The organism is Streptomyces griseus (assembly GCF_001715295.1).
GTDB lineage: Bacteria > Actinomycetota > Actinomycetes > Streptomycetales > Streptomycetaceae > Streptomyces > Streptomyces griseus_G.
The window spans coordinates 391,485-418,092 of the sequence record NZ_MDKB01000005.1; the positions used below are offsets into that span (position 1 = coordinate 391,485).

Here is a 26,608-nt window from a genome sequence, read left to right on the forward strand (position 1 = left end):
GTGCACAGGTGCTGGTAGCTGGACGGTACCGGTTGATATCCCCCATCGGCCGTGGCGGTATGGGCGAGGTGTGGCGTGCCACGGACGAAGTGCTGGGCCGTGCCGTGGCCGTGAAGCTGCTGCTGGGCGACCACGCCGACGCCTCGTCGACCGCGCGGTTCCGCCTGGAGGCGCAGACCGCGGCGCGACTCAGCCATCCCCACCTGGTCGCCGTCTTCGACTTCGGCTCCTGGGAGGACCGCTTCTTCCTGGTGATGGAGCTGGTCGAGGGCAGGAGCCTCGGGGACCTGCTGGAGGCCGAGGACCGGATCCGGCCGGAACAGGTGGCCCGGATCGCCGGGGAGGCCGCGGCCGGTCTGGCCGCGGCGCACCGGCAGGGCATCGTCCACCGTGACATCAAGCCGGGCAACCTGATGCTGGACGCCGAAGGGTCCGTGAAGATCGGGGACTTCGGCATAGCCCAGTTCGTCGACGATCCCTCGACGGCGTTGACCACGGCCGGCCACATCGTCGGCACCAGCCTGTACCTGGCTCCGGAGCGGGCCCTCGGGCGTACCGCCGACTCGGCGTCGGACATGTACTCCCTGGGCTGTGTCATCTACCAACTGCTGGTGGGAGACCCGCCGTTCCGCTCGGACACGGCGACGGCGACGCTCTACCAGCACGTGGACACTCCCCCGGTGCCCGTCAGGCAGCGGGGGGTCGACATCTCCCCCGCCTTCGATTCGTATCTGCTGGGACTGCTGGCGAAGAAGCCCGAGGACCGGCCGAGTGCGCAGCAGGTCTCCGACTGGTTCCGGACGGACGCCTGGCGCGGGCGCCCCGAGCCACTGCCGCACCACATCCCCACCGCTCCGCCCGTCGCGACGCCTCCGGCGGCCGCCGCACCGGCCGCTCAGCCCGCCCCGACGTACCGGCTGCCCCAGGCCACCGGCCGAAGACGGGCGGCTCCCGCCCCCCGGGGGACCCGGTCGGCGACCACGACCCGGATGAGCACGGGCGAGGCCATCCGCCGCCGCCCCCGTGTGGCGAGCGCCGTCGCGGGGACGATCGCCTTCGTGGCCGCGGTGTATCTGGGAACCGTCCTGTTCTCACCGGACTCCGGTGCGGCGGACACCCCGGACCCCGCGGTCTCCCCGACCGCGGGGGCGCCGACGCCCGACGCCCCGGCCGGCCCCACCGGGGGGAACCCCGGGCAGGACGGCGGAAGCAACCACGAGGACCGGGACGACGAGGACTGAGCCCGCGCGGTCACCAGCGGGAGTGGACCTCCGCGCGGATCCGGCGGTCGTACAGGTCACGCACCGCGTCCAGGGTGCTCTGCGGCAACGGCGCAAGCGCGGCGGCCGCGGCGTTCGCGCGGGCCTGCTCCGGTGAACGCGCTCCGGGGATGACGCTCGTGACGCCCGGCTGCTGGATGATCCAGCGCAGCGCGGTCTGCGCGGGTGTGGCGCCCTCGGGCGACAGGGCGGCGAACTCCTTCGCCGCGGCCACGCCGGTCGCGTAGTCGACACCGGAGAAGGTCTCGCCCTGGTCGAACGCCTCGCCGTGTCGGTTGTACGTGCGGTGATCCTCGGGAGCGAAGACCGTGTCCGCCGTGTACTTCCCCGACAGCAGCCCGGACGCCAGCGGCACCCGCGCGATGATGCCGACGCCTGCTTCCACGGCGGCCGGGAGCACCTCGTCGAGCGGCTTGAGGCGGAACGGGTTGAGGATGATCTGGACACTGGCGACCCCGGGCCTGGCGATGGCCTTCAGCGCCTCGGCGCACGTCTCGACGCTCACCGCGTAGGCGGCGGTCCGCTGCTCGGCGACGAGCGTGTCGAGAGCGTCGTAGACCGCGTCCGAGGAGTAGACGCTCGTGGGCGGGCAGTGCAGCTGTACGAGATCGAGCGTGTCGACGCCGAGGTTGGCGCGCGAACGGTCGTTCCAGGCACGGAAGTTGTCGAGTACGAAGTTCTCCGGGACCTGATCGGCGCGTCGGCCCATCTTCGTGGCCACGAAGACGTCCGCGTCCGGGCGGTCCTTGAGGTAGCGGCCGATGAGCTGTTCGCTGCGCCCGTCGCCGTACACGTCCGCGGTGTCGAAGAAGGTGACCCCCGATTCGACGGCGGCGTCCAGGACTGCGAAGGCGTCGGCCTCCGCCACCTCCCCCCAGTCCCCACCGAGCTGCCAGGTACCCTGTCCTACGACCGATACGTCACGGTCTGTCCTGCCGAGTGTGCGATGCTCCATGCCGATCATGCTACGTCGGCGGGTGCGGGCCGGCGCCGGTGACCACGGGGAGGAGCGAGCCGGCGGGGGAACGGACCCCTCATGCGTATCCGCCACGTACTCACCGTGCCCGCCGTTCTCTCCACCCTCGCCCTCGCCGCCCCGGCGGGTGCCTCGGCGGCCGCACCGCCCGCGAGCGCTGCTCCCCCGCTCTGCCGGGAGGGCGACATGGAGGTCGCCGCCGCGGCCTCCGGTCCTCCGGAGACCCTGCGGATCAGCGTCACCGACCGCGGCGGTCACGCCTGCGTCGTCGACCGCGCCCCCACGGTGGTCTTCGGGGACCTGGACGGCCGCGCGCTGCCGGTGCCCGACAGCGCGAGCGCACCGTACCGCGTCCCGGCCGGCCGCACGGCGTACGCGGCGGGCCGCGCCCTGGACCCGTCGGCCTCGGACCTGCGGGTGGTGGACCTGCTGCGGTCGCCGGGGACCCGGCGCACCGCGGACGGACCTCCGACGCCTGCTCCCTGGGGATGCCGGAGGAGATTCGGGTCCGGGAACCGGTCACCACCCGGTGGCACGGTTCGCGGGCCGCGGCCGACGCGGCACCGGAGCGGTACACAGACCGACCGACGGCCGTGCGGCCCCGTGGCGTGCGGCCGGGGCCGTGAGGTGCGGGCCGTACGGGCGCGCCGTGCGGTACGCGGCCGACGGCGGCACAGTGGAGATAACGGACTGTGCTGGACCCGCACGGCCCCGAGGAGCGGGCGGGGTACGCACCGTCCGACCGCTCCCCGTCGGAAGGACACGGTCATGGACACCGAAGGCACACGGCGTTTCGTGGTGCAGATCCATGACGCCCGGCGCATGCATTTCGACTTCCGGCTCGAGGTCGACGGCGTACTCAGGTCGTGGGCCGTGCCGCGCGGGCCCTCGGACAACCCCCGGGACAAACGGCTGGCCGTCCCGACGGAGGACCATCCGCTGGAGTACGGCGCGTTCGAGGGCGTCATCCCGCAGGACGAACAGGGCAGCGGCACGGTCATCGTCTGGGACCAGGGCACGTACCAGTCGCTCAGCCACGATCCCTCCGGCGCCCCCGTTCCGCTCAGCGAGGCCCTGGAGCGCGGGCACGCCACCTTCCGGCTCGCCGGGACCAAGCTGCACGGGGAGTTCGCCCTCACCCGCTTCCACGTGGGCGAGGAGGGCGGCACCGAGGGCCCTGAGGCGTGGCTGCTGATCAAGGCGAACGATCGGCAGGCCGTCCACGACCGGCCGGGCACGCCCGATCCGTACCACGCCCGCTCGGCCCGCACCGGCCGGACCCTGCACCAGGTCGCCGCCGCGGAGCGGCAGAGCACCCGCTGAACGCTCCGGGCGCGGCCCGCCCGTCGGCGCAGCCGGTGAGCTTTGCGCCTCCCCGGGCCAAGGGCCTGTCCGGCGGGCGGGCAGCGACGGCGACGGCATCGCGCCGTGCGCCGGGCGGCCGCCGTCGCGGTGAGGGGTGACCCGACGCCGCCCGTAGGGGTACGAGCGGACGCCGGGCCGGTGTCAGGACTTCTTGGCGGAGTTCAGATGGGCGAACACCACGACGTTGTCCTTGTAGTCCTTCGCCTTCTTGTCGTACTCACCGCCGCAGGTGATCAGCCGCAACTGGGCGCTGTCGTTGTCGGCGTACACACGGTCGTTGGGGAAGTCGGTCTTGCTGAACGTCTCGACCGAATCCACCTTGAAGGTGGCCACGACGCCGTCCTTCCGGGTGATGTCCACCGTGCTGCCCGCCTTCAGGGTACTGAGCAGCAGGAACACGGCCGGACCCGTCTTCGTGTCGACGTGCCCGGCCACCACCGAGGTACCGCGCTCACCCGGGGTGGCCCCGTCCTCGAACCAGCCGACCAGGTTGGCGTCGTCCGCGGGCGGCGCGTTCAGCTGTCCGGTCGGGCCGATGGCCAGCGGCGTGAAGGGCGCGTCGACCGCGATCTCCCCGATCGAGATACGCGTGGGCTCCGACCTGGGCAGTCCGTCGACGGCTGCGGACGCGGAGGGTGAGGCGGAGGGAGCGGGAGCCGTGGCGGCAGGAGCTGCCAGGACCGGGGCGGAGGGGGCGGGCGGGACTCCCGCGGAGGCGTCGAAGGAGTTGTAGACGAGGAGGAAGCCCAGCCCCACCGCCACGGCGGGCCACAGCAGGGAACGGCCGAGGGCAGGGGAGGCTGAATCCGGTTCGGACGGCTGCTGGGCGGCCATACGGGTACTGCCTTTCGCGTACGGGGTACGGGGAAGCGGCGGGGTCAGCTGGGTGCTGCCCGGCCGGAGGGGGAAATCGGCGCGGCCACCGCCCGGGAAGGGCGGCGGCCACGACAGCGTTCGGTCAGTGGTGCCCGGGGGTCCGTCAGACCGCCGCGGCACCCGAGGCGTTGCGGCGGCGCAGCCGGTACGCGGCGGCACCGATGCCACCGAGCATCAGGACCGAACCCGCGGCCAGGCTGCCGCCGGACAGAGCCATGGCTCCACCACCGGTGTGCATTCCGCCCTCGGGCTTCTCGTGCTTCCAGCTCTCCGGCTTCTCACGGCCGTCGCCGCCGGCCTCGGAACCCTCTTCCTTGTCCTTCTGCCAGTCGTCGGACGAGACGCCGGCCAGCGCACCGCCACCGGCGTGCATACCGCCCTCGGGCTTCTCGTGCTTCCACGAGTCCGGCTTCTCACGGCCGTCGTCGCTACCGGCCTCGGAGCCCTTCTCCTTCTCCTTGTCCTTCTCCTTGTCCTTCTCCCAGTCGTCCGACGAGACGCCGGCCAGCGCACCGCCACCGGCGTGCATACCGCCCTCGGGCTTCTCGTGCTTCCACGAGTCCGGCTTCTCACGGCCGTCGTCGCTACCGGCCTCGGAGCCCTTCTCCTTCTCCTTGTCCTTCTCCTTGTCCTTCTCCCAGTCGTCCGACGAGACGCCGGCCAGCGCGCCACCACCGGCGTGCATACCGCCCTCGGGCTTCTCGTGCTTCCACGAGTCCGGCTTCTCACGGCCGTCGTCGCTGCTGGAGGAGGAGCCGCTGTCCTTGTCCCAGCCATCGGCCGAGGTCACGGCGTATGCGGCGGGGGCGGTGACCGCGAGGACCGCCGTGACGGCGGCCGATGCGAACAGGGTGCGGGCAGAGCGCATGGATACACAGTCCTTTCGCCATCCCCGCGCAGGCCGGCCGGTTGCCGGCTCATCGGATCGCGGGGGCGACGTGATCCACCGTCAGCCGAAACCCGGGGGCGCACCACTCGGGGACCCCGCATTCGAGCTACGGAGTGGGCTCAACGTGTGACGGGGAGCCAGATGTCACCCGTTGGAGGGCACGCCACGCCGGTAGGGGGTTTGAGTAGCGGATGATCACCGGTGCAGGGGATGGCAGGCGGTGCGGAGCCCTCGGTCCGGCCTGCTTGGGTGCACGCCTTCCTGCCGGTCACGGAGGAGGCGGGGCCTCGCCGTCCCTTCCGCCGGAGTTCCGAGGAACCCGGCCTGGCGGCCGACGGGCCGTCGGCGACGGCCGGCCGGTGGCACCGGAGGGCCTGCACGCGGGTGAACCGAGCCGCTCGGTAAGGGACTTCGACGACCAGGCATCCCTCGTGGACGCCCCGGTGCTCTTCACCGCCGGCCATGACGGTGCACCGGCGCCGACGGGGCCACGGACAGCGAGGTGACCCTGCCGGTACGGGCGGGACGCGAGCCGGTCTCCTCTCGCCACACCGCTCGGGCGCTCGCGCGCACGTCGGCCACGTGCGGACGGAAGCGGCCCGGCATGCGGGCGGCCACCTCGGCCACCTCGGCCACCTCGGCCACCTCGGCCACCTCGGCCACGTCGGCCACGTCGGCCACGTCGGCCACGTCGGCCACGTCGGCCACGTCGGCCACGTCGGCCACGTCCCGAACGGGTCTCCACTCGGTTCGTCACCATCACCGTCACCGAGGAGGGGTGAGCCGGCGGGGCCGCTGCCGATGTCGTGCCGTCAGTTCTTGTCGCCCACGGGCCCTGTCGCATCAACCGGGCGCCAACTCTTGACGCGTTCGCAACAAGAGAGAAGTATCTCGCCCAGCCGGAGAGAGCGCTCTCCGGCTGTGCGCGTCGTGTACCCGCCCCACGACTCAGGAGACCCCATGCACGCACCCCCCACACTCCGCACCCTCCTGCCGGCCCCGAGCCGACGGCGCGGCAGCGCGCTCGCCGCGGTCGCCGGCCTCGTCCTCTCCCTCCTCGCCTTCGTCCCGCAGACCCCCGCGAGCGCGGCGCCGGCACTGCTCTCCCAGGGCAGGGCGGTCACCTCCTCGAGTCAGGAGAACGGCGGGACCCCCGCCGCCTCCGCGGTCGACGGCGACAACGGGACCCGCTGGTCGAGCGCCTTCTCCGACCCGCAGTGGATCAAGGTCGATCTGGGGTCCGCCGCCTCCGTGAGCCAGATCGTGCTGCGCTGGGAGGCCGCCTACGCCACCGGTTACCGGGTCGAGTTCTCGTCCGACGACAGCACCTGGAGCACGGCCTACTCCACCACGACGGGTCCGGGCGGCACGGAGACCCTCGACGTCTCCGGCACCGCCCGCTACGTCCGGCTGACCGGCACCACCCGCGCCACCGCGTACGGGTACTCCCTCTGGGAGTTCCAGGTGTTCGGCACGGCCGGCGGCGGGGTGGACCCGCAGATTCCCGGCGGCGGCGATCTCGGGCCCAACGTCCTGGTGTTCGACCCCTCGACACCGAACATCCAGGGCAAGGTCGACGAGATCTTCAAGCGGCAGGAGTCGGCGCAGTTCGGCACCGGACGGTACGCCCTGATGTTCAAGCCGGGGACGTACGACAACATCAACGCCCAGATCGGCTTCTACACCTCGATCGCGGGCCTCGGCCTCAAGCCCGACGACACGACCTTCAACGGTGACGTGACCGTCGACGCCGGCTGGTTCAACGGCAACGCCACGCAGAACTTCTGGCGTTCGGCCGAGAACCTCGCGCTCAACCCCGTCAACGGCACCGACCGCTGGGCCGTCTCCCAGGCCGCTCCCTTCCGCCGGATGCACGTCAGGGGCGGGCTCAATCTCGCACCCGACGGCTACGGCTGGGCCAGCGGCGGCTACATCGCCGACAGCAAGATCGACGGCCAGGTGAGCCCCTACTCCCAGCAGCAGTGGTACACCCGTGACAGCTCCGTCGGCGGCTGGGGCAACGGGGTGTGGAACATGACCTTCTCCGGTGTCGAAGGCGCTCCCGCACAGAGCTTCCCCGAGCCTCCGTACACCACGCTGGACAGCACCCCGGTCTCGCGCGAGAAGCCGTTCCTCTACCTGGACGGCAACGACTACAAGGTCTTCGTCCCGGCCAAGCGCACCGGCGCGCGAGGCGTCTCGTGGAGCGGCACGCCGCAGGGCGAGTCCGTCCCGCTGGACCGGTTCTACGTCGTCAAGCCGGGCGCCACCGCCCAAACCATCAACGCGGCGGTGCGCCAGGGACTGCACCTGCTCTTCACCCCGGGCATCTACCACGTGGACGAGCCCATCGAGATCAACCGCGCCGGCACCGTCGCGCTCGGCCTCGGCCTCGCGACGATCATCCCGGACAACGGGGTGACCGCCGTGAAGGTCGGTGACGTCGACGGGGTGAGACTGGCCGGCCTGCTGATCGATGCCGGTACGCAGAACTCCCAGGTCCTCGTCGAGGTGGGACCCGAGGGCGCCTCGGCCGACCACGCGGCCGACCCGACCACCGTCCAGGACGTCTTCGTCCGGGTCGGCGGCGCGGGCGCCGGCAAGGCCACCACCGGCATGGTGGTCAACAGCGACGACACCGTCGTCGACCACACCTGGCTCTGGCGCGCCGACCACGGCGACGGCGTCGGGTGGGAGACCAACCGGTCCGACTACGGTCTACGGGTGAACGGTGACGACGTCCTGGCCACCGGCCTGTTCGTCGAGCACTTCAACAAGTACGACGTCCAGTGGTACGGCGAGCGGGGGAAGACCGTCTTCTTCCAGAACGAGAAGGCGTACGACGCACCCGACCAGGCCGCCGTCCAGAACGGGGACATCAAGGGGTACGCCGCCTACAAGGTCGGCGACGCCGTCACCACCCACGAGGGTTGGGGCATGGGCAGCTACTGCTACTACAACGTCAACCCGACCATCCGTCAGCAGCACGGTTTCCAGGCGCCGGTGAGGCCCGGCGTGCGCTTCCACGACCTGCTGGTGGTGTCGCTGGGCGGGCAGGGCCAGTACGAGCACGTCATCAACAACACCGGGTCCCCCACCTCCGGGACGTCGACCGTCCCGTCCCAGGTGGTGTCCTTTCCCTGAGGCGGGACGAGAGGCGCCGGGTGAGGTGCGGCGTTCGGCGCGGGGCCCGGCGGACGCTGCCGGGCCCCGCGTCACGTCCCGGGGAAGCGTTCCGGAGGCTGCCGGGATCCGGGAGGTGATCTCTCGTCCTCCGGTCAGACGAGGTGCCGGTGCGGGGCGGGTGGAGCGCCCCGCACCGCTCCGCGCGTCAGGTGACCGTGCAGGCCTTGCCGCCGAGCGTGAACGCGTCCGGTTCGGCGTTCCGGCCCGTCCAGGTGCCCGAGAAGCCGAAGCCGGCGGAGGAACCGGCGTCCACCTTCCCGTTCCACCCGGCGTCTGCCGCCGCCACACGGGCGCCGTCCTGGCGGTGCACCGCGTTCCACATCTGCGTGATCCTCTGCCCGTCCCCGAAGGACCAGCCCAGTTCCCAGCCGTCGTAGGGCGAACTGCCGGTGTTGGTGACCTTCACCTCGGCCTGAAAACCGCCGGGCCACTGGTTGGTGACCGTGTACGACACCGCACAGCCGGCGCCCGCCGGAGGCTCCCCGGTGCCGGGGTCCGTGCCGCCGTCGGTGTCGGAGGACTCCCCGACCTGGATGCCGCGGCCGTTGGTGGAGACGTACACCCGTCCGTACACGCGCGGGTCGCCGGTGATCGCGGCTCCGGTCCAGCCCCACTGGTGCGCGTCGTCGTTGATCCGGGTCCAGTGCGCGCCCGTGTCCGTCGACCGGTAGATGCCGCGCACCCCTCCGATCTTCGCGCTGACGAAGACCGTCGGGTAGGAGGCACCGGCGGCGGCCTTACCGAAGCCCACACTGTCGGCCTGCTCCACACCCGGGAGTGCGGTGAAGCGCGTCCCGGAGTCGGTGGAGCGCCACAGCCCGTACGCGCCCGTAGCCGTTCCGCCCGCGAGCCAGATGTCACCCTCGGCTCCCGGCAGCGCCTTGAAACGGACGTTGCCCTCGGCGGGCAGTCCGCTCGCCCTGGCGGTGAAGGTGGAGCCACCGTCGGACGACACGTAGAAGGTGCCGGCCTTGAACCCGTAGAACTTCTTCGGGTTCTTCCGGTCCGACTCGACGACCGCCCCGGCGGGAATCCCGGTGGACGGGGTCCAGGAGGAGCCGTACCCGGTGGTGCGTTGGACGCCCGCGCCGTCGGGACTCCACACGAATCCGCTGCCGTCCGCGGCGGCGGCGACCGTGCCTCCACCGGTGACCCCGGAGGGCTCGGACCCCTGGAACCAGTTGGCCCCGTTGTCGGTGGAGAAGCCGATGTGCGGGGCGGCGTCGGCGTTGCCGACGCGTACGACCGTGTCCGGGGACGACTCCGCGAAGTCGAGGCTGGTGGTCGTATCGAGGGTGGGCGAGGTGAACATCATGCGGGGCACCGTGTCGAGGTCCGTGTGCCGGAAGCCCCCGATGTCACCGAGCGCGCTCAGCAGGGGCGCCCCGGAGGGCGGGCTCGCCAGGTCGTTGACCGCCGTCTCCTCCAGCCCCTTCACCATGGGAGTGACGGAGAACCGGCCGCCGGAGTCCCACGAGGTGAGGTTCTCGGTCCCGTAGACCGTCGCCCCGGTGCCGTACATCATCCGGTCGGAGTCGAACGGGTCGATCTCCAGCGACTCCGTCATCCAGCCCAGCTTGGGCGCGGTCTCGGGCGGCGCGGGACTGGCGCCCCAGCTGAGCCAGGGGACGGAGGAGATGTCCTGGGTGTAGCGGTTCGAGCGGTCGGGGTAGCTGGTGTAGTCCCAGGCCCGCGTCCAGGTCGCGCCACTGTCCGTGGACCGGAATATCTGCGTGTCGGGCCACCACGAGCTGTAGGCCGTGGCCATCAGGGTGCCGGGTTTCTGCCGGTCCACGGAGAGACCGCTGAAGCCGTAGTAGGTGTCGGCCTCCGCGGCAGGGCTGACGTCCGTCCACCGGCCGGTCGCCGTGTCGTAGCGCCAGACGCGGCCCTTGGCGCCGTCGTACGGGCCGCCCGTGTCACTCGTCGTCAGGTACAGGTAGCCCGTACCCGGATCGAGCACCCCCTTGTGTGCGAGGTATCCGGTCGGCTGGCCGGCGATCCGCGACCAGGTGCCGCCGCCGTCCGTGGAGCGGTAGACGGTGTTGTCCTTGTCGGCGACACCGACGTAGATGTTCCGGGTGGCGTTGCCGGCGCTGCCCGAGCGCTCGTCGAAGGTCACCCATACGATGCCCTGGTTGTCGCTGCCGTACCCGCTGCTGTCGGAGGGGTCCTGGACGTAGTTCCCCGGGTTCGGGAAGGCCTTCACCTGGGACCAGGTGACGCCCGCGTCGGTGGAGCGCCACAGCCCGTTGCCGCTGGGCGCGCCCAGATAGAGCACGGAGTTCTTGTGGGGGTCGACCGCGAGCCGCTCGCCCATGCCGCGCCCCGGCATGTTGCCGCCGAGCTTGAAGGGGAGTGTGGTGGCCTTCCAGGAGGCGCCGCGGTCGGAGGAGCGCAGGACCGCGCCGTTCGTCGGGTCCCAGCTGTTGGTGTAGGTGCCGACGGCCGCGTACACGTTGTCGGGATCCGCGGTGTCGGAGGCGAGGCTGACCACACCGGACCAGCCCCACCGGTCCCAGTCCACCCAGTCCAGCAGTGGCTTCCACTCTCTGCCCGCCTGGTCCCAGCGGTAGGCGCCGCCGATGTCGGTGCGGGCGTAGGCGAGGTTCTTCTCGGACCGGCTGAAGACGATGCCCGGTACGAAGCCGCCGCCGTCGATCCGTGCGTTCTTCCAGGTGTAGGTGTCCGCTGCGGTGGACACATCGGATGCCTCGGTCACGGTGGGCGCCACGTCGGGCTGTGCCGCAGCCGGGTTGCCGGTGATCGACAACCCTGCGGTCAGGGCGAGGGCCGCCAGTAGGGCGGCGAAGGGTCTTGCGCTGGGGCGCACAGGCACGTCCTCTCCGGGCTGGACCGCCGCACGGCGGCGGTACGGGGATGACACAGAGTGGGAGCGCTCCCAAAAGCACCCCGATGGTAGCGCCGCACGTCACCCGAGAGAAGGGTGGTGCGAACGTTTCATCGGATGTATGGGCTCGCCCTCCCGCTCGGTGGCTCGCCCGCGCGCGGAGGTGACGGCCCGGGGCGCGTGGTCCGGCCGGTGCCGCCCGCCCAACCGTCGGGCGGACGGGGGCGGGCGGCTCCACGCGCCGCCGGTGCGGCGTCGGGTTCGCCGATCCTCAGCCGGAGGTTCCGCGCCGGCCGCCGGGCACGGGGGCGGCGGCCGCGTCGCCGATGCTCTCGCGGGCGGCCGCGGCGACCACCTCCGGGGTGAAGCCGAACTCCTCGTACAGCCGCCGGTAGTCGGCGGACTCGCCGTAGTGCTCGAGGCTCACGATCCGGCCGGCGTCGCCGACCACCTCCCGCCAGCCCTGGCCGACGGCGGCCTCGACACTCACGCGGGCGCGTACGGCCGACGGCAGAACCTCGTCCTGGTAGGCGGCGGGCTGCGCGGCGAACCACTCACGGCTGGGCATCGACACCACACGGACGCGCAGGCCCTCCGTGGCGAGGAGCGCACGCGCCTCGAGGGCGATGTGCACCTCGGAACCCGTGGCAACCAGGATGACGTCCGGGGCGCCGTCCCCGGGCTCCTCGGCGAGGACGTAGGCGCCGCGCGCCGCTCCCTGCGCCGGGGCGAGGTTCCCGTCGCCGCGGTCCAGCACGGGCAGGTTCTGCCGGGTCAGCACCAGGCCGGCGGGCCGGTCCGGGTGCTCCAGGATCGTCCGCCAGCAGACCGTGGTCTCGTTGGCGTCGGCCGGGCGTACGACGTCCAGGCCCGGGATCGCGCGCAGGGCCGCGAGGTGTTCGACCGGCTGGTGCGTCGGGCCGTCCTCCCCCAGACCGATCGAGTCGTGGGTCCACACGTAGGTGGCGGGGAGCTTCATCAGGGCGGCGAGGCGGACCGCCGGCCTCATGTAGTCGCTGAACGTCAGGAACGTACCGCCGTAGGGACGGGTGAGGCTCTGCAGGGCGATGCCGTTGAGTACGGCGCCCATCGCGTGTTCCCGGATGCCGAAGTGCAGGGTCCGCCCGTAGGGCCCGCCCGGGAACTCGTCGGTCTGCCGCTCGGCCGGGACGAAGGACGGCTCGCCGTCCATGGTGGTGTTGTTGCTGCCGGCCAGGTCCGCGGAGCCGCCCCACAGCTCGGGCAGGACCGGCGCGAGCGCGGTGAGCACGAGACCCGACGCCTTGCGGGTGGCCATGCCCTTGGGGTCGGCAGGGAAGACCGGCAGCGCGTCGGTCCAGCCCTGGGGGAGCTTCTGGTCCCGCAGGCGGTCCAGCAGGGCCGCGCGGTCCGGGTTCGCGGTCCTCCACTCCTGGTAGCCGTTGTCCCACAGCGCGTGCGCCTCCTTGCCCCGCTCCCCGACCGCCCGGGCATGGGCGAGGACCTCGTCCTCGATCGCGAAGCGGGCGTCGGGGTCGAAGCCCAGGAGGCGTTTGGTGGCGGCGACCTCGTCGTCACCCAGCGCGGAGCCGTGGGCCTTGCCGCTGTTCCGTTTCGTGGGGGCGGGCCAGCCGATGACGGTGCGGAGCATGATCAGGGACGGCCGGTCCCGCTCCTCCTGCGCCGCCTCGATCGCGGCCAGCAGCGCGTCCACGTCCTCGACGTAGTCACCCGTACGCGTCCAGTCCACCGTCTGCACGTGCCAGCCGTAGGAGGCGTAACGGGCGGGGACGTCCTCGCTGAAGGAGATGTCGGTGTCGTCCTCGATCGAGATGTGGTTCGAGTCGTAGAAGGCGATGAGGTTGCCCAGCCGCTGGTGTCCGGCGAGCGAGGAGGCCTCGGAGGCGACGCCTTCCATCATGTCGCCGTCCGACGCGACCACGTACACGTGGTGGTCGAACGGGCTGGTGCCGGGGGCGGCGTCCGGGTCGAGCAGTCCGCGTTCCCTGCGGGCCGCCATCGCCATGCCGACGGCCGCGCCCATCCCCTGGCCCAGCGGACCGGTGGTGATCTCGACGCCCCGGGTGTGGCGGTACTCGGGGTGTCCGGGGGTCGCCGATCCCCAGGTGCGCAGCGCCTGGAGATCCTTCATCTCCAGTCCGTAGCCCGCCAGGTACAGCTGGATGTACAGCGTGAGGCTGGTGTGGCCGCAGGAGAGGACGAAGCGGTCCCGGCCGAGCCACTGGTCGTCGGCCGGGTCGTGCCGCATGACCTGCTGGAACAGCAGGTAGGCGAGCGGTGCCAGGCTCATGGCCGTGCCGGGGTGCCCGTTGCCCGCCTTCTGGACGGCGTCCGCGGCGAGCACCCGGACGGTGTCCACCGCCCGCAGGTCCACCTCGCTCCACCCCGCCCGTCCGGCCACCGGCCGGGCGAGGCCGGGGTCGCGCGAGGCTGTGCTGCCGGAAGAGGATCGCTCGGGCGCCATGGTGTTCGTCTCCCTCGGGATATCGCTTCTCGGTACGACGGTGCCGGCCGGTGCGGCCCGCCACCCCTCGCATCCTCGGTTCCCGCACCGCCCTCCGCACCCGGAGCGGACCGGCGGGGCGGGGCCCGGCGCCTGCGGGGGACGCCGGGTGACGGCGACGAGGGGCCCGTCGACCCCACGCCTACCCCGCGTACGGCCCGTCAAGGCCCTGATCGCGGAGCGGCCCGCCGGGTGTCAGGCCGGCACCGGGGTGAAGGGCGCGTAGTCGCCGTCCTGAGAGGGCACGACCGTGTACGTGGCCTCCGGCATCTCGTTCCACACCCCGGGGAGGTCGCCCACGGGCTCGGAGACCACCATGCGGGTGTCGTCGGACAGTTCGCGCATGAGCGCCAGATTCGGGTGCAGGGTGCGCACGCTGTCCACCCGGTTGCTGTAGAAGAGCGAGCGCGACCTGCCCCGGCTCGAGTACCGGAAGGCCCACAGCTGCCGGCCGTCCGCCACGGCGATCGTCATCTGGAGCGGGTTCTCGATGCCGTGGTCCCGGCCCAGTCCTTCCACGAACCCGGCCATGCGCGCCACAGCACCGGGGACGTCCTGGTCCAGGCCGAACGTGAGGGCCAGGTAGAACATCACCTCGGAGTCGGTCGACCCCTCGATGGAGGCGAAGAGGGCCGGATCGACCGCCAGGCACATCTCCCGGCGGAGCCGGTCGAAGTCCTTCACGGCGCCGTTGTGCATCCACATCCACCGCCCGCGCCGGAACGGATGGCAGTTGGACTGCTGTACGGCGGTCCCCGTCGACGCCCGCACATGGGCGAAGAAGAGGGGTGACCGGACGTGCCCGGCGATCTCCCGGAGATTGCGGTTGTTCCACGCGGGGCCGGTGTCGCGCACGACCGCCGGGGCGGCGCGGCCGGACCCCGGTTCGTACCAGCCGATGCCGAATCCGTCGCCGTTGGTCGTCTCGACGCCCATCTTCGCGTGCAGGCTCTGGTCGATCACCGAGTGCGCCGGCTTGTAGAGGATGTCGTCCAGCAGGACGGGTGAACCCGCGTAGGCGAGCCATCGGCACATGACGTCGTCCCTTCCTCCGCCCCGCCCGGCGGGCGGCTCTCCGCCCGCTGCCCCCGCTACCAGCGAACCAGGGCTGTGACCGGGCGGCAAACCAGGCAGGATCCGGGCGGGGCGCGGAGTCGGCCCGCCGCGCCCCCGGCCTCCGGCGCGCGCCGGAGGCCGGGGGCCTTCGCCGCCCCGGTCACTCCTGGGTGCGGTGCACGCAGTCCGCGATCACCGCTTTCAGGTCCCCGGTGCGCCGCAGCAGCTCCCGCTGCCGGCGTGCGCCGTTGCCGGTCCGCAGGAGGCGGCTCATGCCCTCGCGGGCGAGCGGCAGATCGCCCATGTCCTCGAGTGCGTCGCTCACGTGGTCCAGCAGCGCCTCCAGAGCTGCTTCGGCGGGGCCGGGCGTCATGGTGTGCGGGTGGATCAGGATGTCGTCCAGGCCGGAGCGGCCCGCTCTCCACGACGCCAGGCGCAGCAGCCCCGCACCGACCGGCAGGGGCGGCACGCCCTCCCGCCACTCCCGCGCGGCCGTCTCCACGAGGCCCCGCACCAGGAGGGCCAGCAGGACGGTGGTCGACGCGTCCAGGCACACGTCGGCCACCCGCACCTCGACCGTCGGATGGTTCTGCGCCAGCCGGGCGTCGAAGTAGACCATGCCCCGGTCGCGTACGACGCCGGTGGCGATCATCGCGGCCACGTGGTCGTGGTACCGCTGCGCCGACCCGAACACGTCCGTGGGCCCGGCCGACGGCCATCGCCCCCAGACCCGGCTCCGGTAGCTCCGGTAGCCCGTGTCGATCCCCTGCCAGAACGGGGAGTTGGCGCTCATGGCGAGCAGGGGGGACAGCCACGGCCTGATCCGGTCGACGACGGCCACTCCTTCCTCGTCGGACTCCACCGACACGTGCACATGGCACCCGCACGTCAGCTGTTCCAGCGCGGTGAGCCCGAACTCCCGCCGCATCCAGCGGTACCGCTCGTCCGCGCTGATGGCCGGGCTGACCGGCAGCGGAGAGGTCGCGAGCGCGGCCACGGAGGCGCCCAGCCTGCCGGCGTGCTCCGCGGACTCCCTCCGTCTGCTCCTGATCTCCGCCTCGAGCGCCCCCATGTCGGACTGCGGGCGGGTGGCGAACTCCAACTGCTGTCCCTGCAGTTCCTTCTGGAAGATGTCGTCGTCCGCACCCGCCCGGTCGGCCATGGCGAGCACCGCGGCCGACACCGCACACGGCTCGTAGGTGTCCGTGTCCACCAGCAGGAGTTCCTCCTCGACACCGACGTAACGCAACGGAGCACCCCTCTCACGGGCCGCCCGCCCGAGGAAGCCCATGGCCCGGCCCGTTCGGCGGGGCGGGGGCTTCACGCGCGGCGGTCCCTCTCATTCTCCTCGTCCTCCTACCGGACCGCCTCCTGCCCGCGCGCGGCCGGAACACCCCGGCCCTTCTTCACCGGCGTTCCCCGGACCCGGGCGGGCGCTCAGCCGTCGGCGCGGCAGGAGACGGTGAACAGTCCGCCCTCCGGGTCGCGGATGACGTATCCGGGGCCCTGGACACCGGGCCCCGGGGCGGCGGGTGTGGCCGTCCCGCCCGCGTCGACCGCGGCGGAGGCGGCCCGTTCGGCGTCGGTGACGTCGAAGTGGACCACCCACCGGGGCCGGACCCTCGGGTCGGGGTCCTGCTCGACGGCCCCGCCGTGCAGGAGGGCCAGGGGCCGGCCGTCGGACCGGACGATGATCCGTTCCTCCTGGTAGACGATCTCCACGCCGTCGCCGGCGTCCGCGCCTGACCAGGAGAGGACCTCGCCGTAGAAGATGGCCGCCTCGAACACGTCCCTGGTCAGGAGTTCCAGCCGGGCTGGGGCGCTGCCCTCCCCCACCGCCCATGCCGGGGTGGGGCCCTCCCAGAAGCCGAACACGGCACCGTCACGGTCCGAGGCGAGCGCAGCGCGTCCGTGGCCCTTGCGTAGCGGCCCGACGGCGACGGTGGCCCCGCGCTCGCGCACCTTCGCGGCGGTCAGGTCGGCGTCCCTGACGGCGAAGTACGGAGTCCATACGGTGGCGGGGCCCCGGTCCCGTGCGTGGACGCCGAGCCCGGCCACCGGCCGGCCGTCGACGAGTGCCGTGGAGTAGCCCTCGCCCAGGGTGCTGCGCCCGAAGCTCCACCCGAGCACGGAGGCGTAGAAGGCCTCCGCGCCCGCCAGGTCGCGCACCATCAGCTGCATCCAGCACGGGGCCCCCTGGACCGGCAGGGCGTTCTCCTCGACCGACATCGGCATCCGCTCCCCAAGGGTCGGCCCGCGATGTCCGGTCTGTCAGCGCGCGGCGTCAGATGCGGTGCATCGCAAGGCGGAGGGACGTCCGCACACCGGATGCATGTGGACGTGTCGACAACGCGGCGAGGTGCCGTAGCTGTCGTCGCGCGCGCCGGGAATGCGGGACAGCCCTCGGCGTGCGTGGGCGTGCGCCGGGCGGCCGCCGGCCGGTGACTGACGCGTCAGCGAACGTACCCGGCGCGACGCCCCCGGCGTCGCGAGCGCGGGGTCGTGTCGGCGGGGCGGGACCCGGGCCGCCCGCGTCCGCGCCGGTGGACACCGCCCGGGTCCGCGCGACCCGGGGCGGCTCCGGCGTCCGCGTCGTACAGGGCCCGGCGCAGCCGTGGCCGGCAGCTCCGGGAGGCACCCGGTGAAGGGGACGGGGCTCGTCCTGCGCGCGGTGCACCACGGCGAGAACCACCTCGCCCGGCAGCTCATGGCGGTGGGCGAGCGCCACCGGACCGAGCACGAGGTGTACCACGTCTGCGCCGATCTCGCCGGCTGGTCGCGCGAGCACGTCCGGCGGGTGGCGGACACTGCGGGCGCCCGCGGACTCGACCTGGCCGGGCCCGCGGAGCCGGGCCCGGGGCTGGTGCCGAGGCTGCGGGAGAAGATGGCGGAGACGGTCGGGCGGCGGCCCGAACCGGGCCTGCTCCTGCTGCGTGACCTGCGGGACCTGCACCTGGACGCGGCGGAGAACTCCCTCCACTGGGAGATGCCGGCCCAGGCCGCCCAGGCGTCGAGGGATTCCGGCCTGCTGGAGCTGGTCGACACCTGCCACCCGCGGACTCTGCGTCAGATGCGCTGGGCCGACACCATGGTGAAGAACCTGGCCCCGCAGATCCTGACGAGCCTCTGAGCCGGTTCGGCCCCGTTTTGACGGGTACCCCTAGCAGCAGGTTCCCGGCGTACGCGGGAACTCAGGCGTCGGGAAGTTGGGAACACAGCTCCTGACGCCGCCCCGGCGGTGCCCGTGCCGGGCGCCGCCCGCCGCTCTCCCGGAGAGCCGGCCGCCGACGGCCCCGTTTAGCCGTCCGCACAGGGGAAACGCGTCCGTGAGGCCGTTACAGGCCCCCAGCACGAAACCGCGGAAGCCGGGCACCCGGGCCGCGGACCGGACGAGGTGAGGAGCACGCCATGCCTGCGGGATCCAGTCCGAAGCGCGAGCGGCAGTACGAGCACATCAAGGAGAGCCAGGAGGAGCGCGGCGCCTCCGAGGGCCGGGCGAAGGAGATCGCCGCCAGGACCGTCAACAAGGAACGCGCGAGGTCCGGTGAGTCGAAGTCCGCGAGCAGCACCTCCACCCGGGACCGCAAGTCCGCCGCGCAGCGTGGCGGCGAGCGTTCCCACCAGGGTGCGCAGGGACCCACCCGGGACCAGCTCTACGCCGAGGCGAAGAAGAAGAACATCGACGGCCGGTCCTCGATGAACAAGGACGAACTGCGCCGGGCGCTCGGCCGCTGAGAGGCCGCGCCCGCGACGCACGGCAGGAACGGGAAGAGGAGCGAGCCATGTCCGAAGAGGCACGCGGCGACGACGTCTACCAGCCGCCCAACGACGGTGTGCAGAACCGGCCGAGTGACGAGCTCGACATGGAGAACGCCCTGGGCGAACGCGATCTGGACGACCAGATGGAGGAGGGGTACTCGCCTCCCGAGCGGCCGCTGGGTGTGGACAAGTACGGCACGACGGGCGCGGAGGAGCGTGAGGGCGAATCGCTCGATCAGCGCCTCGCCCAGGAGGTCACGGAGCCGCAGCCGTCCGAGGGTGACGGCATCGGGGACCTCGCACAGGGAGAGGGCGAGCCGCAGGAGGACATCGCCGGTGACGTGCGCGCGGGCAGGCTGACCGCCTCGGACGACGCGGGACGGCACACCGATGTGTTCGCCGAGGACGTCGGCGTCGACGGCGGGGCCGCTTCGGCCGAGGAAGCCGCCGTGCACATCGCCGACGAGGAGGACGAGGGGCTCTGAGAAGGACATGGCACCGCGCCGCCCGGGTACCCGCCGCCGAGGCGGGGCGCGGGGTGGGTACCCGTACGGGCGCGACCCCGGGGACCCGCGCTCCGCACGGAGCCGTCGGCGCGCGGCCGTCGGCACACAGCGAGGAAAGCGGTAGGACATGGCACGGGCTGCACTCTTCGACGTGGACGGCACTCTCGCCGACACCAACCATCTGCACGTGGTCACCTGGTGGGAGGCGTTCCGGCAGGCGGGACACACCGTGCCGATGCCGGCGATCCACCGGGCGGTCGGCCTCGGCTCGGAGGACCTGATCGAGCGTCTGCTCGGCGAGGACCGCGACCGGGAGGGGGACGCGGCCCTCAGCGCCGCTCACAAGACCCTCTACGGCACCTACTTCGACCGGCTCCCCGCCTTCAGGGGCGCCGGCGACCTGCTGCGGGCGGTCGCCGGACGGGGCTGGCGCGTCGTACTCGTCACCTCCGCGAGCGGCGGCGAACTCGACGCGCTGAGGTCGGCCGTCGACGCCGACAGCGCCATCCTGGACACCGCCAGCTCGGACGACGTGGCCGAGGGCAAACCGGCTCCGGAGCCGGTCCGGCACGCGCTGGAGCTGGCGGTGGTGGACGCGGCGGACGCGGTGTTCGTCGGCGACACCGTGTGGGACATGCGTACGGCGGTCCGGGCGGGCGTACGGGCCGTGGCACTGCTCTCGGGCGGCCTCCCGCGCGAGGACCTGGTGGAGGCGGGTGCGCACACGGTGTACGAGGACGCGGCGGACCTGCTCGCCCATCTGGACGACAGCCCCTTCGGAGCGTCCTGAAGCGGCCGGGGACCGGCAAAGTCGACACACGCGTTTGGCCTAGTTTTCGTCGGGTAAGGTGGTATTTGTGCTTCGGACCAGAGGTACGCCCGTGGGAGTTCGACTCCGGGCGGGACCCGTCCGATTCGATGCGCTCCCACGGTGACCGGCATCCGCACCGTCGAGGGAGTGAGCAGCATGGCCGAGTCGTCCCCCGCGGCATCGCGTCCGCACGCAGACAGTCCGTCGACCGACTTCGCCTTCCGGCGGCTGCGCACGTTGCCGGACGGACCGGAGCGGGGCGAGTTGAGGCGCGAGACGATCTGTGCCTGGCTTCCGATGGCCCACCGTCTGGCATCCCGCTTCCGCAACCGCGGTGAATCCATGGACGACCTGCGTCAGGTGGCGGCGATGGGCCTCGTCAAGGCCGTCGACCGCTACGACCCGTTCCGCGGCAAGGCGTTCGAGACGTACGCCGTGCCCACCGTGACCGGCGAGCTCAAGCGGCACTTCCGCGACCACACCTGGGACGTGCACGTCCCCCGGCGGGTGCAGGACCTGCGCAACCGCGTGCGCGTGGCCCGCCGCGACCTCTCCCAGTCCCGGGAAGGGCGCGCGCCCACCTGCGCGGAGATGGCGGCCGAGACCGGTCTCAGCGAGGAGGACGTGCTGCTGGGCCTGGAGGCCCTGGAGAGTTACAGCACCCTGTCCCTCGACGCCGAACTGCCCGGGACGGACGACGGCTACTCGCTCGGCGACACGCTCGGCCGGTGCGACCCGGCCCTCGACGTCGCCGTGGACCGCGAAGCCGTCAAACCGGGTCTGCGCCGGCTGCCCGAACGCGAACGGACCATCCTGTACCTGCGCTACTTCCGGGACATGACGCAGGTCAGCATCGCCGAGGCGCTGGGCATCTCGCAGATGCACGTCTCCCGTCTGCTCAGCCAGTGCTGCGAACAGCTGCGCATCCAGACCCTCCAGGAGGTGCGGTGACCCCCTGTGCCGGACCGGCCGCCGTTGCCGGGACGGCCGCCGCCTCCTTCCCACGCCGTACGCCCGCGACCCCGCGCCCGCTGTGAGGCTGCGTACCGGCCCACCGGCGTGGGGTGTGACCAGGCCCGACCGGTACCAGGTGGTCCAGGCGCTGAAGGCCGCCGGGGCGGCGGCGCTCGCCTGGGCGCTGACGGGCTGGTGGCTGAAGGCGCCCATGGCGCTGATGGCACCGTGGGCCGCGGTGGCGCTGGTTCAGGGCACCGTCTACCGGTCGGTGCGGACGGCCGTCCAGCTGGTCGTCATGATCGCGTCCGGGACCCTGCTCGCCGCCGGTGCGGCTGCCCTGACCGGGGACACGATGCTCGCGATGGTCATCGTGCTCCCGGTGACCGTGCTCCTCGGCACCTGCGCCCCGGTCGGCGAGCAGGGGCTGTACGCGCCCACCACCGCGTTGTTCGTGCTCGCCTACGGCTCGTACTCGCCGTTCGCCGTGGGGCACCGCCTGCTGGAGACGGCGGTGGGGGCCCTGGTGGGAATCGGTGTCAACGCTCTCGTGCTGCCGCCCGTCCATTCCGTGCAGGTCCACCGGCTGGCGTGCGCCCTGCCCCGCGCCTGCGCGGATCTCCTCCGGGACATGGCGGAGGGTACCGACGACTACGACGAGGCCCGGGCCACCGGCTGGTACGAGGGTGCGCTCGCCCTCTACCGCGCCCTGGCCGAGCTGCGCACCGCCCGTGGATGGGCTTCGGAGAGTCTCCGGCTCAACCCGGGGCTCCGCTTCCGGCGCGGCGTCCGCCCGGCGCCGCCGGAGACGTGGGACTCGGTGTGGACACGGGTCAGCGACCGGCTCCTGACCCTGACGCTGACCCTCCTGGAGACCGCGTCCGACCGGCGCCGCCTCCCCCGGCCGCCCGCGCGCGCCCTCAGCGGACTCGGCGTGCTGCTCACGGCCGCCGCCGAGGTCTGCGACATCGACCGGACGGTCATGGAGCGCGGTGGCGACGGGGAACTCGAACGGCAGCGCGGCGAACACCTGGCGCGGGCGTACGAGGCCCATACCGACCTGCACGCCACGCTGTCCGGCGCGGAGCCCGGGGTCACGGCGTCGGTCGGCAGCCTGCTGGCCGACACCCAGGCCCTGCTCGACGACCTGACACCCGCCGACGAGCCGGGCGGCGCCGACGAGCCGGACCCGAAGAGAGTGAGCCGATGACGCGGCAGCGCCTGACGGAGACTCTGGACGCCCTCCTCGCCCCCCGGGGCCCGGTGGGCCGCGTGCTGGTCACCGGCTGGTTCAGCTTCCGGGACGGGGAGGTCACCGCGGGGGACGCGCTCGCCCAGCGGGCGGTGTCGCAGGCGCTCGGCCGGCTCGGCATCGCTCACGACACCGCGTGGAGCCCCGTCTTCGAACCCGGTGGGCTCACCCTGGACGCGGCCCGCCCCGAGGACTACGGGCATCTGCTGTTCGTGTGCGGGCCCGTGCACGGGGAGCAGATCGCCGCGCTGCACCGGCGGTACGCCGGGTGCAGGCGGCTGGCCGTCGGGGTGAGCGTGGTGGACCCGGACGGGCCGGCGGCGCGGGGCTTCCACCGGATCGTGGCACGTGACGGCACCGGCACGGACCTGCCGGATCTGGCGGCCTCCGCCCCGGTCAGGCCCGCGCCTCCCGTGGCCGGGATCGCCCTGACGTACGGCCAGGGCGAGTACGGGGCCCGGCGCGCCCACGACGAGGTGGCCGGCGTCCTGCTGCCCTGGCTTTCCGGCAAGGACTGCGCACGGGTCGACGCGGACACGCGGCTGGCCCGCGAGGACCCGCGTCTGTGCGGGACCGCGGACCAGTACATGGCGCTGGTCGCCAGGCTCGACGTCGTGGTCACCGACCGGCTGCACGGCATGGTGCTGGCGCTGCGCGCCGGGGTTCCCGCGCTGGTCGTGGATCCGGTGTGGGGCGGGGCGAAGGTCTCGGCGCAGGCGGATGTCCTCGGCTGGCCGGCCCTGCTCCCCTGCGAGGACCTGTCCGTACCGGCCCTGGACAGGTGGTGGTCCTGGTGTCTCTCGCCGGCCGGCGGGATGACCGCGGTCCGGCGCAGGGCCCGGCTGCTCGGCGGCGGGGACGCCGACGGCCCCCTGTGAGACCGGCCCGGCGGCGCGGGGCGGTGAGGTTTGGCACCCGGCCACGGTGGTACCCGGTCCCGGACGTGTGCGCGCCGCGCCCGGCCGTCCCCCGGCGGAGGAGGAACCGATGAGCGAGACCAGCCGTCCCCTCGCCCCTGTCGCGCTGGTGACGGGGGCGGATTCCGGCATCGGACGGGCCGTGGCCGTGGCGCTGGCGCAGCAGCACATGGACGTCGGCATCACCTGGCACACGGACAGGGAAGGGGCCGAGGCCACGGCCGCCGAGGTCAGGGAGGCGGGCGGCCGCGCCGCGACGGCCCCGATGGACCTCACCGCGCTGCCCGAGGCCGCGGAGGCCGTGGAGACACTCGCCGACGAGCTGGGCCGCGTCGACGTCCTGGTCAACTGCGCGGGCACGGGGACGTCGGCCCCCTTCCTCGACCTGGAGCTCGCGACGGTACGCGAGGTGCTCGACGTCGACCTGGTGGGGCCCTTCCTCTGCTCCCAGCGGGCGGCCGGCCGGATGATCGGGCAGGGCGGCGGCGGCCGCATCGTCAACATCACTTCCGTCCACGAGCACCAGCCCCGTGTCGGGGCGGCTCCGTACTGTGCCGCCAAGGGCGGTCTGGGCCTGCTGACCCAGGTCATGGCCCTGGAACTGGCCGAGTACGGCATCACGGTGAACGCGGTGGCTCCGGGCGAGATCGCCACGCCCATGACGGGGCAGGAGGACACCGACGTGATGAGCTCCGACCGGCCCGGCATCCCGCTGGGCCGCCCGGGGGACGCCCGTGAGGTCGCCGCGGTCGTCGCTTTCCTGGCGGGACCCGACTCGTCCTACACGACGGGTGCGTCATGGGTCGTGGACGGCGGCATGCTCCGCATGGGGCCACAGGCCGGTTCCCATCTGCGCTCCGGCGACTGGCGCCGCCCCTGAGACGGGGCCCGTCCCGTCGCATCACTGACCGCGCGTGCACGTGTCCGGGAGGATCCATGGCTGTCCGGCATCACCTCATCGACCGTCCGCCGTCCGCCCTGTGGGCGGTCCTGGAGGACGAGAAGCAGTACGGAAGATGGGTCGTGGGGACCAGCGGCTCCCGCCCGGCGGAGGGCCGGTGGCCGGAGCTCGGCTCGTCGATCTCCTACACCTTGCACCTGGGCCCCAAGGAGCTCAGCGGACGCACCACCGTCCGGCGCATCGAGCGCCCGGGCGCGCTGGAACTCGAGGCGGAGAGCGGAAGCCTGGGAACGGCTCGCATCGCCTTCGACATCAGGCCCTGGGGCGAGGACAGGACGCTCGTGATCCTCGACGAGCATCCGTTGAGCGGCTTCGGGGGCATCCTGCACAACGCGCTCCTGGACGGTCTCCTCCAGATCCGGCACCGCTCCATGCTGGCGCGGCTCGCCAAGGTGGTCGAGGGGGCGGCGGACGAGCGGGACGCCTCCCCGCTCGGCACGTCCTGAGCTCCCCGGACGGCCCCGCACGCCGGGGCCGTCCGGTTCCTGCTGTCTCCCCCGGCGAAGGGCAACACGATGGTCGACGCAGTGGTGATCGGAAGCGGCCCCAACGGCCTGGTCGCGGCCAACCTGCTCGCCGACGCCGGCTGGTCCGTGGAGGTCCTGGAGGCCGAGGACACGCCGGGCGGCGCGGTACGCAGCGACACGGGGGTCCACCCCGGTTTCGTGAACGACCTGTTCAGCTCGTTCTATCCGCTGGCCGCCGCCTCGCCGATCCTCTCGGGGCTCGACCTGGGCAGCCACGGGCTGCGCTGGAGTCACGCCCCGCACGTACTGGCGCACCCGCTGCTCGACGGCAGCTGCGCCGTGCTGGACCGTGACAGAGCGGTGACGGCGGCGGGGCTCGAGGAGTTCGCCGCCGGGGACGGGGGCAGCTGGCTGGACCTGTGCCACGTCTGGGACCGGCTCGGCGACGACGTCGTCCACGCCCTGTTCTCCCCGTTCCCGCCCGTCCGGGCCGGAGCGGTGCTGGCGGCACGGCTACGGGCGGCGGGCGGGCTGCGGCTGGCCCGCAGCCTGATCCTGCCCGTGCGGCGGTTCGGCGAGGAGGAGTTCGCCGGCGAGGGCGGCCGGCTGCTGCTGGCGGGCAACGCGCTGCACGCGGACCTGGCTCCCGAGGCGGCCGGCAGCGGTGGGTTCGGCTGGCTGATGGCCATGCTGGGCCAGTCCTTCGGATTCCCCGTTCCGGCGGGCGGCGCCGGTGCGCTCACCGCGGCCCTCGTACACCGGCTCCGCTCACGCGGCGGCGCCGTTCGGTGCGGGCAGCGGGTGACCGAGGTCGTGGTCCGCCGGGGCCGTGCCGAGGGCGTCCGCACGGCGGCCCGGGAAGCGATCCCCGCGGCCAGAGCCGTCCTGGCCGACGTGTCGGCGCCCAGCCTGTACGGCGAGCTGGTCCCCCCGCGGCATCTGCCGCCCCGGCTCCTGGACGATCTGCGCCGGTTCCAGTGGGACTTCGCCACGTTCAAGGTCGACTGGGCCCTGGACGGGCCGGTGCCGTGGACCAGCCCGCGGGCCGCGGCGGCGGGCACCGTGCACATCGCCGAGGGCGTCGACGAGCTGACCCGGTTCGCGTCGCAGATCGCCCGCGGGCTCGTACCCGACCGGCCCTTCCTCCTGATGGGCCAGATGACGACCGCCGACGCGACCCGTTCGCCGGCCGGTACGGAGTCGGCGTGGGCCTACACCCACGTGCCGCACCGGGTGAAGGCGGACGCCGGGCCGGACGGCCTGTCCGGGCGGTGGGACCCGGCGGAGGAGCGGGCGATGGCGGACCGGGTGGAGGAGCAGGTCGAGCGGTACGCCCCCGGGTTCCGCGCGCTGGTCCGCGCGCGGCGTGTCCTGTCCCCCACCGCACTCCAGGCCGCCGACGGCAATCTGCACAACGGGGCGATCAACGGGGGCACCGCGGGTATGCACCAGCAGCTGGTCTTCCGGCCGGTACCGGGCACGGGCCGGCCCGAGACACCGGTCAAGCGCCTGTATCTGGCCTCCGCCTCGGCGCATCCGGGCGGAGGGGTGCACGGCGCCCCGGGCGCCAACGCGGCGCGGGCAGCGCTCCGTGCCACGCGGGGAACCACCGCCGTACTGAGCTCGGCCCAGCGGCTGCTCGCCCGCCGCGGCAGGACCGGCGAGACCGGGACGGGCTGAACCGGGAGGGCCCGCGACGACCGCCGCACGACCCCGTACGTTCGATCCGCCGGTTCCGGGGCGAGGCGGTCACCGCCCGTGCGCGCGACGATCGGATCGGCACGGCGGAGGCGACCCGGACAACGGGGCCCGCTGCCCGGGGAGGACCTCACGTACCGCTCCTTCCGGCGTCAGGGAGGTGCACCGTCCGGCGCCGTACGGCTCCTGCACCTCGCCCACCGTGTCCGGGACACCGCCGCCCGGCCGGCCCGCCTTCACCCGACCGGGGCCGATTGTTCCGCCGCCCCGGGGGAACCCGTGACGGCACGTCTTCAGCCGC

Annotated in this window: 22 protein-coding genes; 13 read left to right on the plus strand and 9 right to left on the minus strand. The window is 73.0% G+C overall.

The genetic code is table 11. From position 1 onward, the window contains the following. Positions 1-59: 59 nt before the first annotated feature. Positions 60-1,241, plus strand: a complete 1,182-nt coding sequence (locus BA175_RS26550; protein WP_069174048.1) for a serine/threonine-protein kinase — start codon at positions 60-62, stop codon at positions 1,239-1,241. A gap of 10 nt (positions 1,242-1,251) precedes the next feature. Here the strand turns inward: BA175_RS26550 and BA175_RS26555 are convergent, their stop codons facing one another. Continuing rightward, the gene (locus BA175_RS26555; RefSeq protein WP_069174049.1) at positions 1,252-2,244 is read right to left on the minus strand and encodes an aldo/keto reductase; all 993 of its coding nucleotides are present in this window, start codon (positions 2,242-2,244) and stop codon (positions 1,252-1,254) included. Positions 2,245-2,946: 702 nt separating this feature from the next. Here BA175_RS26555 and BA175_RS32050 point away from each other — a divergent pair. After that, complete coding sequence (locus BA175_RS32050; RefSeq protein WP_079159843.1) at positions 2,947-3,579, plus strand: DNA polymerase ligase N-terminal domain-containing protein; 633 nt, start codon at positions 2,947-2,949, stop codon at positions 3,577-3,579. 183 nt (positions 3,580-3,762) lie between these two features. Here BA175_RS32050 and BA175_RS26565 read toward each other — a convergent pair whose 3' ends face one another. From BA175_RS26565 to BA175_RS30955, 3 genes are all read right to left on the minus strand, one after another. Next, positions 3,763-4,455, minus strand: coding sequence for a class F sortase (locus BA175_RS26565; protein WP_069174050.1), 693 nt, complete (start codon positions 4,453-4,455; stop codon positions 3,763-3,765). A gap of 145 nt (positions 4,456-4,600) precedes the next feature. Next, positions 4,601-5,365 carry a hypothetical protein gene (locus BA175_RS26570; RefSeq protein ID WP_069174051.1) on the minus strand — a complete coding sequence of 255 codons (765 nt, stop codon included), beginning with the start codon at positions 5,363-5,365 and terminating at the stop codon, positions 4,601-4,603. Positions 5,366-5,836: 471 nt separating this feature from the next. Continuing rightward, on the minus strand, positions 5,837-6,112 hold the full coding sequence (locus tag BA175_RS30955) for a hypothetical protein (protein WP_069174052.1): 276 nt from the start codon (positions 6,110-6,112) through the stop codon (positions 5,837-5,839). A gap of 234 nt (positions 6,113-6,346) precedes the next feature. Here BA175_RS30955 and BA175_RS26580 point away from each other — a divergent pair, with 234 nt between their 5' ends. After that, a complete protein-coding gene (locus BA175_RS26580) occupies positions 6,347-8,530 on the plus strand; it encodes a discoidin domain-containing protein (protein WP_069174053.1) in 2,184 nt (727 codons plus the stop codon). 187 nt (positions 8,531-8,717) lie between these two features. Here the strand turns inward: BA175_RS26580 and BA175_RS26585 are convergent, their stop codons facing one another. From BA175_RS26585 to BA175_RS26605, 5 genes are all read right to left on the minus strand, one after another. Continuing rightward, positions 8,718-11,405 (minus strand): cellulose binding domain-containing protein, encoded by a 2,688-nt coding sequence (locus BA175_RS26585; protein WP_368073326.1) that lies wholly within the window; start codon positions 11,403-11,405, stop codon positions 8,718-8,720. Between the two features lie 289 nt (positions 11,406-11,694). Further along, the gene (tkt, locus tag BA175_RS26590; RefSeq protein WP_069174054.1) at positions 11,695-13,887 is read right to left on the minus strand and encodes a transketolase; all 2,193 of its coding nucleotides are present in this window, start codon (positions 13,885-13,887) and stop codon (positions 11,695-11,697) included. Positions 13,888-14,121: 234 nt separating this feature from the next. Continuing rightward, positions 14,122-14,961: a class II glutamine amidotransferase gene (locus BA175_RS26595; protein ID WP_069174055.1), complete on the minus strand. Its 840-nt coding sequence runs from the start codon at positions 14,959-14,961 to the stop codon at positions 14,122-14,124. Positions 14,962-15,142: 181 nt separating this feature from the next. Further along, positions 15,143-16,231 carry a glutamate--cysteine ligase 2 gene (locus BA175_RS26600; protein WP_069174286.1) on the minus strand — a complete coding sequence of 363 codons (1,089 nt, stop codon included), beginning with the start codon at positions 16,229-16,231 and terminating at the stop codon, positions 15,143-15,145. A 188-nt stretch (positions 16,232-16,419) separates the two neighbouring features. Continuing rightward, complete coding sequence (locus BA175_RS26605) at positions 16,420-17,211, minus strand: VOC family protein (RefSeq protein ID WP_107407650.1); 792 nt, start codon at positions 17,209-17,211, stop codon at positions 16,420-16,422. Positions 17,212-17,623: 412 nt separating this feature from the next. On the opposite strand from BA175_RS26605, the gene BA175_RS26610 reads away from it, so the two are divergent. From BA175_RS26610 to BA175_RS26655, 10 genes are all read left to right on the plus strand, one after another. Continuing rightward, entirely contained in the window at positions 17,624-18,112 is a 489-nt protein-coding gene (locus tag BA175_RS26610; protein WP_069174057.1) for a hypothetical protein, read from the plus strand. Between the two features lie 278 nt (positions 18,113-18,390). Beyond that, positions 18,391-18,717, plus strand: coding sequence for a plasmid stabilization protein (locus BA175_RS26615; RefSeq protein WP_069174058.1), 327 nt, complete (start codon positions 18,391-18,393; stop codon positions 18,715-18,717). Positions 18,718-18,764: 47 nt separating this feature from the next. Further along, a complete protein-coding gene (locus tag BA175_RS26620) occupies positions 18,765-19,226 on the plus strand; it encodes a DUF5709 domain-containing protein (RefSeq protein ID WP_069174059.1) in 462 nt (153 codons plus the stop codon). A 148-nt stretch (positions 19,227-19,374) separates the two neighbouring features. Further along, positions 19,375-20,037: an HAD family hydrolase gene (locus BA175_RS26625; protein WP_069174060.1), complete on the plus strand. Its 663-nt coding sequence runs from the start codon at positions 19,375-19,377 to the stop codon at positions 20,035-20,037. Between the two features lie 177 nt (positions 20,038-20,214). Beyond that, the gene (locus BA175_RS26630) at positions 20,215-21,009 is read left to right on the plus strand and encodes a SigB/SigF/SigG family RNA polymerase sigma factor (RefSeq protein WP_069174287.1); all 795 of its coding nucleotides are present in this window, start codon (positions 20,215-20,217) and stop codon (positions 21,007-21,009) included. Positions 21,010-21,124: 115 nt separating this feature from the next. Next, positions 21,125-22,222, plus strand: a complete 1,098-nt coding sequence (locus BA175_RS26635) for an FUSC family protein (RefSeq protein WP_069174061.1) — start codon at positions 21,125-21,127, stop codon at positions 22,220-22,222. Further along, the gene (locus tag BA175_RS26640) at positions 22,219-23,142 is read left to right on the plus strand and encodes a polysaccharide pyruvyl transferase family protein (RefSeq protein ID WP_069174062.1); all 924 of its coding nucleotides are present in this window, start codon (positions 22,219-22,221) and stop codon (positions 23,140-23,142) included. Before BA175_RS26635 ends, BA175_RS26640 begins: the two co-directional genes overlap by 4 nt. A gap of 109 nt (positions 23,143-23,251) precedes the next feature. Further along, positions 23,252-24,061 carry an SDR family oxidoreductase gene (locus BA175_RS26645; protein ID WP_069174063.1) on the plus strand — a complete coding sequence of 270 codons (810 nt, stop codon included), beginning with the start codon at positions 23,252-23,254 and terminating at the stop codon, positions 24,059-24,061. Positions 24,062-24,117: 56 nt separating this feature from the next. After that, positions 24,118-24,588, plus strand: coding sequence for an SRPBCC family protein (locus tag BA175_RS26650; RefSeq protein WP_069174064.1), 471 nt, complete (start codon positions 24,118-24,120; stop codon positions 24,586-24,588). Positions 24,589-24,657: 69 nt separating this feature from the next. Continuing rightward, on the plus strand, positions 24,658-26,289 hold the full coding sequence (locus BA175_RS26655; protein WP_069174065.1) for a phytoene desaturase family protein: 1,632 nt from the start codon (positions 24,658-24,660) through the stop codon (positions 26,287-26,289). Positions 26,290-26,608: the final 319 nt, after the last annotated feature.